This window comes from Arthrobacter globiformis, assembly GCF_030815865.1.
Taxonomy (GTDB): domain Bacteria; phylum Actinomycetota; class Actinomycetes; order Actinomycetales; family Micrococcaceae; genus Arthrobacter; species Arthrobacter globiformis_B.
Genome location: NZ_JAUSXI010000001.1, coordinates 945,550 through 960,777, shown reverse-complemented (window position 1 = coordinate 960,777; position 15,228 = coordinate 945,550). Strand labels below are relative to the sequence as shown.

Below are 15,228 nucleotides of genomic sequence, written 5' to 3'. Positions count from 1 at the left end.
CGGGGTTCTTCTGTCTGTGCTCCCTATTTCCGCGTGAGCACGGGACGCTTTGCCCCTTCGGGGATGCGGATCCCGGCTGCAGCCAGGCGGCGTTCCGTCTCCTCGGGCGTGACATACTCCCCGACGGTGGGAGTGGCGCCCAGCGGCACCACTGAATGCACCACCGTATGCTCGTACACGTGCACCAGGTTGAAGGCCTGCCCGCCGTCGCGGCCTCGGGTGCCACCCTGCGGAACGTTCAGGTCCTGGGTGTAGCACGTGGCTGAGGCCACGGAAACGGGGATGCCGGCGAAGCTCGCCGTCGTGGAGTAATGCAGATGGCCGGCCAGGATGCTGCGGACATCCGAGTTCCGGACCACGGCCGCCAGGGACGCCTGGTCGCGGAGTTCCACCAGCACGGAGAGGTCCAGTACCGATGGAACAGGCGGATGGTGCAGGGCCAGGATCGTGCCGTCCGGCGCGGGGGTCTCCAGCTGCCCGGTTAGCCAGTCCAGCTGGTTGTCGCTGAGTTCGCCGTGGTGATAGCCAGGCACGGACGTGTCCATGGTGATGACCCGCAGCCCGTTGACGTAGTAGCTGTGGTCAACGGGATCGTCGTTGCCCGGTTGGTCGAACAGGCCCGCCCGGAAGTTGGCGCGGTTGTCGTGGTTGCCCATGGCCCAGATGACCTGGGCGCCGAGGTCCTGGCATGCAGGTTCTACGATCGCTCGGAGCTTGGCGTAGGCCTCGGGGTCGCCCTTGTCTGCTAGGTCGCCGGTAAAAATCACGGCTTCCGGGCGGGCACCAGAGGCCTGGACCTCGCCGAAAAGCTGGATCAGGCGGGCTTCGCTGTCAACGGCGCCGTATAGGGGGTCTGGACCTCCCAACAGGTGGGGGTCACTCAGGTGGAGTAGAAAATGGCGTGGCCGGGGATGCTCGGCCTCGATGAGCTCCATTGCTGCCTTCGCGGTAGTTAGGAAGCGGGGCGCCTCCTGTGTCCCTCTAAGTACGTTCCATCCAACCAGATAAGAAGCGAACTATGGGGAAACGGGAGTTGGCATGTTGAAAAATTACAACACCGCCGTCGCTTTCGGCTACCTTCCTCGCTTTCGTTTCCTTTGACGGCCATCCCCCGATGACCGCTTCGTTAGTTTGCCGCGCATTGTTTGATTTGCAGAGATAGCCGCGGAGACGGAAGTCCGCCGGCTGTTCCGGGCGGAATGCTCTTCCGGAACGTACCCGGCTTACCGCGCCTCAGGCTGCGTGAAAGGAGGACGCCGGCGCACTGCAGCGCGCGGGGCAAGCGTCCAGTAGACCAGGGAGAGCTCGCACATCCGCACTCGGAGGATGCGTCCGCTCCCGGCACCGCATCCCCCGAAGGGCAACCGAAACCCGGGCGGGTTCCGTCGGGTGTCGGCGGAATCGTTTGGAGGGAAGTCACATCGTGCTCTCTCGCCGGGTGCATGGCTGTCACTAATGACAACGGCTTCGGCTTCCGTAGCATTCCCTGACCTCCTGACCAGTTGGATTTGTCCGGTGAGCGAACAGCCTGACAGCGGCTGCCCTCTACCGCTTACGGCGCCGCCGCGGGCTCCGCGGTCGGCACAGCTTCCGCTGCTGCCTTCGCTTCTGCCACGGCAGCATCCTCGATGGGCGCAGCACTTGGCAATGTGGCGGTTGCCGGTGCCGAAGGGGGAACTGGCACCGGTGCCGGCACTACCGGCGCAGGCACTACCGGCGCAGGCACTACCGGCGCAGGCACTACCGGCGCAGGCACTACCGGCGCAGGCACTACCGGCGCAGGCACTACCGGTGCAGGCACTACCGGTGCGGCTTCCGTTGGACCAGGTCCGGAACTCGTGATCGGTGGGGAGGGCACGACCGGTTCGGAGGGTGCCGGTGGCGCGGGCTCGGTCGGAACTGCCGGCTCGGTGGGCGGCGGGTCAGCCGGCGGCGACGACTCGGTGGGCGGCGGCGCGGGCTCGGCCGGTGCCGGTGGCTCAGGCACGGCCGGAACTACCGGCTCGGTGGGCGGGTCAGCCGGCGGCACAGGTGTCACAGTGGACGGCGCGGGAGCGGGCGCGGGAGCCGGTTTCGGCGTCGGAGTAGGCTTCGGGGTCGGAGTAGGCTTCGGGGCCGGCTTGGGCTTGGCTGTCGCGGGAGGCGTGAGCTTTGGCGGCGTCGGTTGAGGACTTGTAGTAGCGGTCGATGTTTCCGCTGGGCTGAAGGAAGAGGAACCGGAGAACGATGAACTGGCGATCAAGGTGGGCCGCACAGCAGTTGCCCGGCCGGCGCGAGGGTAGGCCATTGCAGCTGCAGTCACCGGTGTCAGGCCGTCGTCGGTGTTGCCCGGCCCGCTGTTGCCCGGGATGTTAGGGATCGCCCACCCGTACGTGCTGGCAGCGCCGCCTGCGAAGCTGGTAAACACAGCGGGTGTCAGTTGGTCGGTCTGCCGGATGGGCAGCAGGGTCCACTTGAGGGGATCCTCGTGCTGTCCGTTCTTGATGACCTCGAAGTGCAGGTGGCAGCCGGTGGAGGATCCGGTGGTGCCCACCTCCGCGATGATCTCGCCTACCCGAACCTGGTCGCCCTTTTCGACGGCGATGCCCTGCAGGTGGTTGTACGTGGTGATCAGGCCATTGCCGTGGTCGATCTCCACCCTGTTGCCCCCGCCCCAGGGGTGCCAGCCGGCGGCCCGGACCACGCCGCCGTCGGCTGCGTAAACGCGGGTGCCGCAGGCGGCTGCGTAGTCCTGCCCCCAGTGGAATTCACCCGACTCGCCGGTGATCGGGCTGTGCCGCAGGCCGAACGGGGAACTTGGCGTGAGGTCTTCCAAGGGCGCCATGAGGAAGCCGGCTCCGGGCCGCTTCAGCGCGGTGGAGGCCACACCCGGAGATTTGGCGGCGCCCGTCTTGGTTGCCTTGACTTTGGAGTTGGACACGGTGTGTCCGGTGGGAGCCTTCGCCGGCGCGGCGATGCTGGACCCGCTGATCGGGTACGCAGGCAGGGTGGTGTCGGGATCGAGGAGCTCCGGACCCACGACTCCCGGGGGAGGTGCAATTGGGACGGCAGCACCCACGGGCTGCTGGATGGACATGGCCGGTCCCTGGAATCCGAAAGCGAAGACGGAGAAGCCGACAACCACCGCCGCGGATAGGCTCCGCAAGGCGATCCGGCCCGGGCCGATCACCCTCGGTGCGTGCTTGTGTCGCCCGTGATTTGCCACAGAATTCTCCTGGATCAGTACCCGTCAAACTCCTATCTCGACGAGCGTGTCCTCCATTGTGGCCACAGGCTCAAGAGCGGCGAAACCCCTAAAACTGGGGGGTCAGCCAGCACGGATCCATAGGCTTTTAACGAGTGCTGCCTTAGTACTGGTTGCACGGTTGACGGGAAGGAACGACGAGGCGGCGCGTCTCCCCGAGGCCTGTGCCATCTGGGCCACCAGTCCCCAGCGCTGCTCGGACGCTTCGAGGGCCGCCGATATCCCCTGCGGTGGGGCCACAGGCCCCAGACTTCACGTCGCCTAGAGCTGCCAGGGCGGCGCGTTCCATGTCGGGGCGCAGCAGGGTTAGGGCTTTCCGCCGGCCAGGCGGGAAAACTTCTGATAATCGAGGTGTGCGGTGATGTGTCCGGCCTCGTCGACATGTCCGCCCTCTGTTGCGCCGGCCGCCCCCTGTTTGCTGCCAGCCTAGGACGGGTGCTTGATGATGCCGCAGATATAGATTGGTTCTTCCGCTTAACCGGCCCGCTTCGGCGCGCGAGAATGAAATATGCGGACTTTCCTGAGGAAATGGCAGGCGGAACTGAAGCGCACTCTAACCGGCAGCCCGGATGCACTGCCGGACTGGTCCCGGAAGTTTGCCCAGGGCGACGATCCCGGGTATTTCCTCCCCGGCTCTGCGGTCTGGGCCGTCCATGGCGGCGTGCCAACCATCGTCGGCGGCATACGGTCCCTGTTGATGCAGACACTTCACCCCGCAGTCCTCGCCGGGGTCCACGACCATTCAAATTTCCGTGAGGACAGCCTGGGCCGGCTGGCCCGAACCACTGCCTGGATCCACGCCCTCACGTACGGGTCCACGGCTGAAGCCCGGGCGGCAACCGAGAGGGTGGTCCGGCTGCACGAATCCGTTAACGGCAAGTATGTCGATGGCGACGGCACCCTCCAGAAGTACTCCGCCAACGATCCTGAGCTGCTCCGCTGGGTGCACATCACGTTCACGGACTCATTTCTCCGCACTCATGAACTGTGGGACGGCCCCATTCCGGGCGGCCCGGATGCTTACGTGCGTGAGTGGGCGCAGGCGGGCAGGCTCATGGGAGTGGAATCCCCGCCGGAGAGCAAGGCCGCCCTCGTCCGGGAGCTCGCAGAATGGTCTGCCGCAGGCACTCTCCGCTGCGATGAACGGGTCGCCGAAACAGTCGCGTTCATCAGGAATCCACCCCTACACCCCCTGCTGAAACCGGGTTACCGAGTGCTGTTCGAGGCCGCCGTCCTGAGTTTGGAGCCTGACTACCGCCGGCTGCTTGGCATGCGTACTGCCCGGCTGGGCCCCCTGCCGCTGCCAGTGAGCCTGGCCGCCCGGGCAACCCTCGCCGTAGTGCGCCTCGCACTGGGGCCGGCCAGCCCCAGCCAGCTAGCCGCCCGCGAGCGGCTCCAGAGGCTGGGCGTGACGTAACTCCATCCCGCAACCGGGGCAGGAAAGCAGAAAACCCGGTCCTGACGATGTCAGAACCGGGTTTCCCAATGGCGGAGAATGGGGGATTTGAACCCCCGAGGGCGTTAACCCAACACGCGTTCCAGGCGTGCGCCATAGGCCGCTAGGCGAATTCTCCAGCTGCTCTTGAACCAAAAGCAGATACTAGAATACCTGAAGTTTCCGGCATCTCCCAATCGGCCGGATCCACCCCCGCCCAGGCCTCCTCGAGGGCTGTTGTGGCGCGGCCAGCCAAGGCGCAGGGACGCCCCGAAACGAATGGCAGGATGGTGCCATGTCCCAGCTGCATGTGCTCGTGGTGTACGTCCCCGATTCCCACGCCGAGGCGGTGCGCACCGCCATCGGAGATGCCGGCGCCGGCAGGCTGGGCGACTACTCGCACTGCTCCTTCACGTCGCCGGGAACGGGACGTTTTACCCCCTTACCCGGGGCCCGGCCCTACATCGGCACGGCCGGCGAGCCGGAAGAGGTTTCCGAGGTCCGGGTCGAGTGCATCGTGGAAGAGGACATGCTCGACGCCGTCGTACAGCGATTGCGGCGGGCCCACCCCTATGAGGAGCCGGCGTTCATGAGCTGGCCTGTGAACGGGCACCGCTAAGACGACGGCGGCGCCCGCCGCTGCCCCATCAAAGCCGATTCGGGCCACGCCCAAAGTTCGGGTAAAGTATCTGACGGCCCCTCATGTGGCGTCATCCTGTTGAACTCCCCCAGGACCGGAAGGTAGCAAGGGTAGATGGGCTCTGGCGGGTGCATGAGGGGTCTCTTATTTAATGTCAGTCCCTATAGGTAGGTTTTCCCTGTGACTGTTACAACTGCCCTTTACCGCAGGTATCGCCCGGACTCGTTCGCGGACGTTATCGGGCAGGAGCATGTCACGGAGCCGCTGATGACGGCCCTGCGCAAGAACCGCGTCAACCACGCCTACCTTTTCTCCGGCCCGCGCGGCTGCGGCAAGACCACGTCTGCGCGCATCCTGGCCCGCTGCCTCAACTGTGCCAAAGGCCCCACAGACACCCCGTGCGGCGTCTGCCCCAGCTGCGTCGAACTTGCCCGCGGCGGAGCCGGCTCCCTCGACGTCATCGAGATCGACGCCGCCAGCCACGGCGGCGTGGATGACGCCCGCGACCTCCGGGAACGCGCCACGTATGCACCAGTGCGGGACCGCTACAAGATCTTCATCATCGACGAGGCGCACATGGTCACCTCGGCGGGCTTCAACGCCCTGCTGAAAATCGTCGAAGAGCCGCCGGAACACATCAAGTTCATCTTCGCCACCACCGAGCCGGACAAGGTCATCGGGACCATCCGCTCGCGCACGCACCACTACCCGTTCCGGCTGGTGCCGCCTGAGCCGCTGATGGCTTACCTCGAGCAGCTCTGCCACCAGGAAAACGTCCCGGTGGCCCCCGGAGTGCTGTCCCTTGTGATCCGCGCGGGTGCGGGGTCCGTGCGGGATTCGCTGTCCGTGCTGGACCAACTCATGGCAGGCGCCGGACCCAACGGCCTCGACTACGAGCTCGCTGTGGCACTTCTCGGTTACACGCACGCCTCGCTTTTGGACGACGTCGTCGAAGCAATCGCCGCTTCCGATGCCGCCACGGTCTTCCGTGCCGTGGACCGCGTCATTCAGACGGGGCACGATCCCCGCCGTTTCGTGGAGGACCTCCTGGAGCGTTTCCGGGACCTCATCATCGTGCAGGCCATGCCGGAAAGCGCCCAGGCCATCCTCCGCGGCATGCCGGCCGACCAGATCGCCCGGATGCAGAGCCAGGCACACAATCTCGGCGCGGCTGAGCTGTCGCGCGCGGCCGACGTTACCAACACCGCGCTGACGGAGATGACAGGTGCCACGTCGCCGCGGCTGCACCTGGAACTGCTGTGCGCCCGCATCCTGCTGCCCAGCTCCGAGCAGACCGAGCGCGGCATCGCTGCCAGGATCGACCGCGTGGAGCGGCGACTTAACTACGGAGGGTCCGACGCCGGCGCTCCCGCCGCCGCCTCGGCTCCGGTTGCGGCGGCCGTGCCGGCGCCTGCGGCAGCCGCGCAGGCTCCTGCTGCGGCTTCTCCGGTTTCCCCTGCTCCGCTTGCACCCCCTGCGTCTGTTCCGTCTGCCGCTCCTGCCCAGAACGCTCCGGCCTCCCAAGGTCCGGCAGCTTCGGCGTCAGTTCCTGCCGCTCCGGCGCAGGTGGCTCCGGCGTCCAGCGCGCCGCGAGTGGGCCCGCCCAGCATTCAGGCCGCACCCGCGGCGCAGGACGCGCCCGGACGGGAAGCCCTGGCCGCGCCACGGATCACCACTGGCGACTGGCCCACGGATGACGCCGCCGCAGGCGAAGGTCGCTCGGCCCCGGGCTCGCACGACGGGCAGGGCCGGGTGCCTGTCGCCCAGCGTCCCGCGGCCTCCCAGGCCCCGGAGTCCGCCCCACGGTCTGAGCAGGCCCAGCGCCACGAAGCCCAGCGCCAACAGGCTCAGAGCCCCGAGTCGGTTGCCGCGCAGGCGGCCCGGTCGGCTCCCGCTCCGCAGCCCCCCGCCGAACCCTCTTCCAGCACAGCCCCCGCCGGTGCAGCCCCCACCGGGTCGCATGCCGACGTCGAGGTACTCCGCCGCGCCTGGCCCGAGGTCCTGCAGACCCTGACAAGGATCAAGCGAAGCACCTGGGCTCTCGTTGAGCCCAATGCCCAGGTTGGCCAGTTCGACGGCCAGGTACTGACGCTCGTCTTCACCACCTCCGGGCTGGCGGGCGCCTTCGGCAGGGCAGACCACTCCGAGAATCTGCGCCAAGCCATCCACAAGACGATCGGCATCGACTGCCAGATCACCGCGGTGGCAGGCGCCGGCAGCTCAGCGAGCTCTGAACCAAACCCAAAAGCGCCTACTAGCCGGGACGTTCCGGCTACCACCACCGACGCGGATTGGGGCCTGGCCGCTGCCCCAGGTGGCTCCGCAGAGCCGGAGCCCGCCCCTGCCAGCCCTGCGGCAACAGGTTCGGCTCCGGCGTCGCCGGGTCCGTCCACCGCGCCCGCGGCCGGGCATGCCTCTCCTTCTTCGCCGGAGGCTTCTGCGGTCTCCACACCGCAGTGGTCAGGACCCACCATCACGGCGTCCCAATCGGAAACCACCGCCCCCGCCGGCGCCGGCGACGCCGCTGGGGCATCCGGCAATGAACCGTCTGTACCCTCCCGGCAGTCTGCCCCGCAGCCTCTTGCCACACAGGCGTCCGCCGCGCAGCCGGTGGCCACCCACCCGGCGGCTTCCAAGGCGTCTGCCGCCCCATCCACTGCAGGGCAGACGCAAGAACGCGGACCGCTAGCGCAGCAGACTGGCGACTACTCCTATTCGGATGACGACTGGGGCCCTCCACTCGACGAGGACGCACCTCCGCTGGATGAAGAGCCCCCCATGGACTGGGAGCCGTCGCGCCAATGGCAGGGCAGCCCCGCGCCATCGTCGGCGCCGGAGGTAAAGGCACCGGAGGTAAAACCACCTGTCGAGCCTGCACCCGCCGCTGCGCAAACTGGTGCCAAAGCTGCCGCTCCGGCACAGGCGGAGCAGCAGCCTGCTCCTGACACCTCCGCTGATCCATGGTCCCGTGCTGTCGAGCAGACACCTGGCGTATGGGCTCTCCGTTCCGAAAGCAACGTGGGCAAATACCCGAGCGCGGCTGACAACGACCACGACCACGACGAGGAGTCGACCGGCTCCGCTGCACCGGCGTACGCACCCGCCGCCGCCCAGCCGCCGCATACCGGCGGTAGCGCCGCGGGACGCCAACTGTCCAGCACCCCGGGTGGGAGCGCTTCAAGTGAAGGCGCCCCGGGTGTGAGCGCCCCAGCTGAAATCGCCGCTGCTGAGTGCGCGCCGGAAACAGCCGAGCGCGCTGTCCCGGAGTTCGAGCCTGCCTACGCCATGGCATCCGCCCCGGCGGCTGCCAGCCACGAGTACGGAACACCCACCCCAAACGAGGGTGTCCGCGCGCCCGCCGTGACCGCTGCCACCGACGCCGCCCCGGTCCGGGTTCCCGTGTTCGCATCCGGCCCAGCAGTTCAGGCCGGACCAGCGGTCCAGGCGGGCCCCGCAGTTGCCGCTTCCCGCACCACTTCGCCGGCGCAGGCGCAGGCGCAGGCGCAGGCGCCGGCGCCGGCGCCCGAGACTCCCGCCAGGGGCAAGCTGAGCCTCTACCAGAGGCTCTCCAATAGCCCGGAGGCGGAGGCGGGCCGGGCCAAGGCGCCCGCGCGGAGCACCGAGGAACCGGCACCGTACGTTCAGGACATCCCCAGTGCGGATGACGAAACCATCGAGGAGTCGGGCGTCTTTGGCCGTGCCGCCGTCGAGCGTATTCTGGGCGGAAAGCTCATCGAAGAACGGTCGCTGGACGGCAGCCCCCTGATGCCCCGGTACTAGGCCGCGGCACCCGGTCTGAAGGAGCTCCCGCCCGAGGCGAGGACCCAAGGGCCGGGCAGACCGCCCCGCGACGTACCAGTGCCCCGTCTGGCGGCACCGGCCATCTTTCAACCAGCAATCGAGGAAAAAGTGTACGAGGGTGCAGTTCAGGAGCTTATCGACGAGCTCGGACGTCTTCCCGGTGTGGGACCGAAGTCCGCGCAGCGCCTCGCGTTCCACATCCTGGAGGCAGACCCCCAGGACATGAAGCGGCTGGTGGAGGCCATCACCACCGTCAAGGAACGGGTCAAGTTTTGCGCCGCCTGCGGCAACGTGACCGAGCACGAACTGTGCAACATTTGCCGCGACCCAAGGCGTGACCCCTCCATTATCTGCGTCGTGGAGGAGTCCAAGGACGTGCTGGCCGTGGAGCGCACCCGCTCATTCCGGGGCCGCTACCACGTGCTCGGCGGTGCCATTAACCCAATCGCCGGCGTCGGCCCGGAGCAGCTTCGGATCCGCGAACTCCTCAACCGGCTCAGCGATGGCGCCGTCCAAGAGATCATCATCGCCACTGACCCGAACCTGGAGGGCGAGGCCACGGCCACCTACCTGGCGCGCATGCTGCAGTCGATTGGGATCGCAGTGACGCGGCTCGCTTCCGGGCTGCCCGTGGGCGGGGACCTCGAATACGCGGACGAAGTCACCCTGGGCAGGGCCTTCGAGGGCCGCCGGAACGCCCTCAGCTGACCGCAACGGTCACAATTCCACAGCGGGCGGACGGCGGCGATAAACTGTTGAAATCAGTATGCCGCCGTGCCGTAAGGCCGTCTGGCCTCCAGAACTCCAATTTGATCCAGTGAGGGTGCACGCATGAGTATGCCCAGTACCGATGTGAAAACCGAACTGCGGCCGCAGGAGCTGCCCGCAGCTCCTGCTGCCACCACGCAGCTCATTGTGCAGAAGTTCGGCGGCTCCTCGGTGGCTGACGCAGACGGCATCAAGCGCGTGGCCAGGCGCGTGGTCGACGCCCAGAAGGCCGGCAACGAAGTCGTCGTCGTCGTCTCCGCGATGGGTGACACCACCGACGAACTTCTTGACCTTGCCGCCCAGGTCACCGACTCAGCCCCGGCCCGCGAGATGGACATGCTCCTCTCCGCCGGTGAGCGCATCTCCATGGCCCTGCTGGCCATGGCCATCAACAAGTTCGGTGCGTCCGCGCAGTCCTTCACGGGTTCCCAGGCCGGCATGATCACGGACGGGATCCACGGCAAGGCTCGGATCATCGACGTCGACCCGCACCGCATCCGCACCGCCCTGGACAAGGGGCACATTGCCATCGTCGCCGGGTTCCAGGGCATGAGCCGCTCCACGAACGAGATCACCACCCTCGGCCGCGGCGGTTCGGACACGACGGCGGTGGCCCTCGCCGCCGCCCTCGAGGCTGACGTCTGCGAGATCTACACCGACGTTGACGGCATCTACACGGCGGACCCCCGAGTCGTTCCGTCAGCCCAGAAGATCGACCGTATCTCCAGCGAGGAGATGCTGGAACTGGCCGCGTCCGGGGCCAAGATCCTCCACCTCCGGTGCGTCGAATACGCCCGGCGGTTCGGCGTGCCGCTGCATGTCCGTTCCTCATTCAGCCAGAACGAAGGCACCTGGGTCCTGCCCGGCGCCGATGACAAGATCACGACTCAAGAGGGAGTTGCCTTGGAGCAGCCAATCATCTCCGGTGTTGCACACGACCGCTCGGAAGCAAAGGTCACCGTTGTAGGTGTTCCGGACATCCCGGGCAAGGCAGCCGCGATCTTCCAGGTCATTGCGGACGCGCACTCGAACATCGACATGATCGTCCAGAACGTTTCCACGCACGGCACCGGCAGGACGGACATCTCCTTCACGCTGCCCATCGTCGAGGGCGCCGACGCCCTTGCCGCCCTCCGTGCTGCGCAGCCCGAGATCGGGTTCGAAAGCATCGAGTACAACGAGCAGATCGGCAAGCTGTCGCTGATCGGCGCCGGCATGCGCTCCCACCCGGGCGTTTCGGCCACGTTCTTCAAGGCTTTGTCCGCCGCGGGCATCAACATCAACATGATCTCCACCTCGGAGATCCGCATTTCCGTGGTGACCCATGCTGACCTGCTCGATGACGCCGTCCGCGCCATCCACAAGGCATTCGACCTGGACAGCGAAGCCGTTGCCACCGTCTACGGGGGCACCGGCCGCTAAAGGTTCCGCAAGGCACTGCGAGTCAGTGCAGACAGAAGCCCGGTGCGTTCACGCACCGGGCTTCTGCACTTCATTGAAGGCGTTGTCACTTATCCAGTTCGCCCTTGCGGACAGCATAGTGGTGCCCCTCCGAGTCGGTCTCGACTTCGAACTGGGCCAGATCGTCTTCGGAAGCATGCTCATAATCGTCATGCAGGTGAACCACCGGCGTAGCTGCATCGCCGACGGCGGCAGGGCCGAATACGAACCGGAGCCTGTCTGTCAGATTCATGAAGCCACTGAGCACGTGTGCCACAAGTCCCACCCCCTTCCCTGCTTGAAGGCGGAGAGCGTCTGCCCTTCGACTGCCAGTGCCCTTATTTTACGCCGGGACCCCGAAAAAGAACCCCGGGCATGGCCCAGCGGCTGCTAGCGCAGGGACTTGTCGTCGGGGTTGCGTGGCACCACATAGGTGCTGCCGTCCGGGCGCCGGACAGTTTCCCACTGCTGCGTCTCGGCCTCGCGCTGGGCGAGCAATTTGCGGTTCTCCTCGGTCATGTCGTGCACCAGCGAACTCCTGTTGGCAGGGCCAAAACCGCCCTCAGCTTGCCAGTTGCCCGCATGAACCGCTGTGCGCCGTTCTCTTTTGCCACGGTGTCCACTCCATTCCACAACTACTGCCAGAATCAAGAAAATCCTAATGATTAGTACACTAACGATCGAAAGGGATGCGCGTGGCTACCCGCCCGAGATCCCCGGCCCCCGGTACTGCCGGAACAGCTGGAATGCCCGCTTCCAAACAGGACGACCTCCTTCTGGAAAGACAGCTGTGCTTCGCCCTGACCGTCGCCTCGCGCAGCGTCGTAGGGGCATACAAGCTCGTGCTGGACAGGTTGGGGCTCACCCATCCCCAGTACTTGGTCATGCTGTGCCTTTGGCAGTCCAGCCCGCGCTCGGCCCGCGATATCAGCGACGCCCTCCTGCATGAGCCCGCGACCATATCGCCTCTTCTGCGGCGACTGGAAGCGGCCGGCCTCATCACCCGCAGGCGCGTCGAGGGGAACGAGCGCGCCCTGGCAGTGGACCTGACTCCGCAGGGGGCGGCCCTCCGCCAGCAGGCCACGGCAGTTCCCGGGACCATAATGGCCAAGCGGGGCCTCAGCCGGGACCAGGTGGAGAGCCTGCATAGCTCCATGATGGACCTGATTGCCGCCACAGGCTCCGCCCATGGGTGATTCTCCGCCCCCGGGTGACTTCCTTTTGCTTTTCAACCGGTCCCCGCACGACGCCGGGACCCGCCACCAGCGGTGAGTCCCGGCGTCGTCCGTCCTGGGATCAGAGGCACTATGGCACCGGCCGCACCGCCACCGGTGAGCGGACGGTGTTGTCACCTGACGTCCACGTCAGGGATCCGGTGGAGTATGCGTTCAGCGGAGCCCCTGCGGTAGTAAACGTGATGGTGAACGTGGCGCTTTCACCCTCGGCCAGCGTCACTTCTGCCGGACTGACGGTGGTTGTAATGCCCGGAAGGGTGATCGCTGCCCGGTAGGTTCCTGCCGTCACCGCCGTGACCCGCCGCGTAACGGTCTGGCTGCCGGACATGGCGCCCAGTGCCACCGAGGGAAGGTTGACGTCCTTGGCTGCGATGGGAGCCACACCAAGGGCGATTCCCTGTCCCTGGAGGAAGCCCATCCAGTCACCGATGCCGGCGTCGTAAACGAGCCCCGGGGAGTCGAACCGGGCCGGCTGGACATGGCCTGCGCCCTGGGCAAAGACGTCATGCACGTCGACGCCCTTTGCATCGACCAGGTCGTACGCCGTGGTCATGATGGCGGATTTCACGGCCGCCGGGGACCACTGCGGGTTCTTACCGAGCAGCAGGGCTCCCGAGCCGGCGATGTGCGGCGATGCCATCGACGTGCCGGACAGGAAGCCGAAATTCTCGCCCTTGAATCCGACCGGTGAAACGGCGGCCAGAACTGCAACACCAGGAGCCGCAACGTCAGGCTTGAGCAGGTCTCCGTTGGATGCCAGGGTGGGTCCGCGTGAGGAGAATCCGGCAATCTGCGGCACAGGCGGGGGTTCGGCTCCGGTGGTGTCAGTCGCCTTGAGGCTTGCCGTTATGCCCGGAGTTGCCGCCACCCGGTCCTTGATCTTCGGGTCGTCTATGTGAACCGTGGGAACACTGTGCAGATCGGCATCGAGGGAGCTGGGCGTCAGGTTGACCAGGACCATGCCCACGCCGCCGGCGCGCTTAACCTCGGCGCTCTTGTCAACGCGTGCCACAACGCCGCGGTCGCAGACCACGATCTTGTCCGCAACCTTGGCCGGGTCCAGGGAGTTCGGCGCGCACAGCGCCGCATCTGTAGCCAGGGCGGCGGCCGCCTTCACGTCCACGGCCAGAACGATCGGCTTGGAGTCCACCTCGCTGCCCATGACACTTGCGCCGGCGAACTTGCTGCCGTCCGACAGTTCCGCGGTTCCGCGCAGCGTGTTGTCGAACGTTGAGGCGGCCACGCTGGTGATCCAAGGTCCGGCATGGTTGACGGTCGAGGCCGTCGGACCGGAATTACCTGCGGAGGCGGCCACAAAGATCCCTGCGGCCGCGGCGTTCAGGAACGCGAGCGAAACGGCGTCGACAGTGGAGTTGTTATTTCCCGAGATGGAGAAGTTCAGCACGTCCACGCCGTCGAGGACGGCATCCTGGATGGCGTTAAGAATGTCCGACTCGACGCACCCGGTAGCCTCCGGAATGGCGCCTTCCCAGCAGACCTTGTAAACGGCGATCTTGGCCGCGGGCGCAACGCCTGAGCTCTTGCCAAAGTCCCGGCCGCCTGCCGTCTGGGCGACGTCACTGTTTCCGGCTGCGGTGCTGCCCGTGTGGGATCCGTGGCCGCTCACGTCCAGCGGCGAGAACTTCTCGTTCGGGGACCGGAATTCCGGGGGGACCGCCGCCTTGTAGGCCTTGTCGTAGAACCTGGCACCGATTACCTTGCTGTTGCATTCCGTGCCGTCGAACCCGTCGCCGGCCACGCAGTCGCCCACGAACGTTCCCCCGTTGGCCTTGCGCATCGCGATCACGTTGCCCTGGAGGCGGAACGGCACGCCCACGTCGGGGGTGCCGGACAGCGGATCGACGGTGTCCCCGGTAAAGAACGGGTTGTCGGGCGTGTAGCCGGTGTCCACCACCCCGACGACGACGCCCTTGCCCGCCTCATCCGTGCCACCGAACTGCTGGTCCCACACGCCGTCGCCGCCCGGAAGTCCAAGGAAGTCGGTGCTCGAGTAGTCCGGCTTGCGCATGCTGTCCGGGACCACGGCCAGCACGCTGCTGTCACCGGCGAGCGCCTTGGCCTGCGCCGCGGAGAGTACAGCGCTGAAGCCGTTGAGGGCCAGCGTGTAGCTCCTGTTGATGGTCACGCCCTTTGATGCTGCCGCCTGCCGCTGCTTGGCCCTGAGGTGAGCATCGTATTTGCGGGAGTTGGGGCCGGAGGGGTTCAGCTTCTTACTCTTCGGCACCGCCGTGCCGGGGATGCCGGCCACACCGCCGGAATAAGTGGCTAGCGGTTTGTCCTTGAGCATCACGATGTAGTGGCCGTCGTCGAGCGGGGATGCCGCCGGCTGGGCAGCGGTTGGCTGGAGAGCAGCTGGCTGCGCCGATGGAGGTGCCGGAGCCGCCGCCGTTGGTCCGGCGAGGCCCTGGCCGATGACCATGGCAAGGGCTACGGCGAATATGGCCGGCAGCCTACTGCTGTGTCCGGGGCGGGTAGTGGATTGCTGAGGGATCATGGGGGATGCCTTCCTTGGTTCAGGACCTGTAGACCTTCGGTCCCACGAACTGGACGCTCTGCCCCCCATGGGCGTCATCACTATTTGGTTATGCCGCGCACCCGTTGATGTCAGAAAGATACCGCGGACGCCCCCAAGAATCGATACCCT

At 66.6% G+C, this 15,228-nt stretch carries 10 protein-coding genes, 1 tRNA gene, 1 other RNA gene and 1 pseudogene; 7 read left to right on the top strand and 6 right to left on the bottom strand.

Annotation, left to right across the window (positions count from 1 at the left end):
- Window positions 1-23 precede the first annotated feature (23 nt).
- Window positions 24-935, bottom strand: coding sequence for a phosphodiesterase (locus QFZ33_RS04495; RefSeq protein ID WP_307025223.1), 912 nt, complete (start codon window positions 933-935; stop codon window positions 24-26).
- Window positions 936-1,552: 617 nt separating this feature from the next.
- Window positions 1,553-3,205, bottom strand: a complete 1,653-nt coding sequence (locus tag QFZ33_RS04490; protein WP_307025221.1) for a M23 family metallopeptidase — start codon at window positions 3,203-3,205, stop codon at window positions 1,553-1,555.
- Between the two features lie 547 nt (window positions 3,206-3,752).
- Between QFZ33_RS04490 and QFZ33_RS04485 the strand changes: the two genes are divergently transcribed.
- Entirely contained in the window at window positions 3,753-4,661 is a 909-nt protein-coding gene (locus tag QFZ33_RS04485) for an oxygenase MpaB family protein (RefSeq protein ID WP_307025219.1), read from the top strand.
- 69 nt (window positions 4,662-4,730) lie between these two features.
- Here the strand turns inward: QFZ33_RS04485 and QFZ33_RS04480 are convergent.
- Window positions 4,731-4,818: transfer RNA gene (locus QFZ33_RS04480), tRNA-Ser, on the bottom strand.
- 156 nt (window positions 4,819-4,974) lie between these two features.
- Between QFZ33_RS04480 and cutA the strand changes: the two genes are divergently transcribed.
- From cutA to QFZ33_RS04455, 5 genes are all read left to right on the top strand, one after another.
- The gene (cutA, locus tag QFZ33_RS04475; RefSeq protein ID WP_307025217.1) at window positions 4,975-5,298 is read left to right on the top strand and encodes a divalent cation tolerance protein CutA; all 324 of its coding nucleotides are present in this window, start codon (window positions 4,975-4,977) and stop codon (window positions 5,296-5,298) included.
- Window positions 5,299-5,370: 72 nt separating this feature from the next.
- Window positions 5,371-5,467: signal recognition particle sRNA small type (gene ffs / locus QFZ33_RS04470), an RNA gene on the top strand.
- A 32-nt stretch (window positions 5,468-5,499) separates the two neighbouring features.
- A complete protein-coding gene (locus tag QFZ33_RS04465; RefSeq protein WP_307025215.1) occupies window positions 5,500-9,099 on the top strand; it encodes a DNA polymerase III subunit gamma and tau in 3,600 nt (1,199 codons plus the stop codon).
- A gap of 129 nt (window positions 9,100-9,228) precedes the next feature.
- Window positions 9,229-9,828, top strand: coding sequence for a recombination mediator RecR (recR, locus tag QFZ33_RS04460; RefSeq protein WP_307025212.1), 600 nt, complete (start codon window positions 9,229-9,231; stop codon window positions 9,826-9,828).
- Window positions 9,829-9,951: 123 nt separating this feature from the next.
- Window positions 9,952-11,310, top strand: a complete 1,359-nt coding sequence (locus tag QFZ33_RS04455; protein ID WP_307025211.1) for an aspartate kinase — start codon at window positions 9,952-9,954, stop codon at window positions 11,308-11,310.
- Between the two features lie 85 nt (window positions 11,311-11,395).
- Here QFZ33_RS04455 and QFZ33_RS04450 read toward each other — a convergent pair whose 3' ends face one another.
- Complete coding sequence (locus QFZ33_RS04450) at window positions 11,396-11,581, bottom strand: hypothetical protein (protein WP_307025209.1); 186 nt, start codon at window positions 11,579-11,581, stop codon at window positions 11,396-11,398.
- Window positions 11,582-11,718: 137 nt separating this feature from the next.
- A pseudogene (locus tag QFZ33_RS04445) lies at window positions 11,719-11,912 on the bottom strand (hypothetical protein).
- Between the two features lie 162 nt (window positions 11,913-12,074).
- On the opposite strand from QFZ33_RS04445, the gene QFZ33_RS04440 reads away from it, so the two are divergent.
- Window positions 12,075-12,524, top strand: a complete 450-nt coding sequence (locus tag QFZ33_RS04440; protein WP_307025207.1) for a MarR family winged helix-turn-helix transcriptional regulator — start codon at window positions 12,075-12,077, stop codon at window positions 12,522-12,524.
- A 109-nt stretch (window positions 12,525-12,633) separates the two neighbouring features.
- Here the strand turns inward: QFZ33_RS04440 and QFZ33_RS04435 are convergent, their stop codons facing one another.
- A complete protein-coding gene (locus tag QFZ33_RS04435) occupies window positions 12,634-15,078 on the bottom strand; it encodes a S8 family serine peptidase (RefSeq protein ID WP_307025205.1) in 2,445 nt (814 codons plus the stop codon).
- Between the last annotated feature and the right edge of the window lie 150 nt (window positions 15,079-15,228).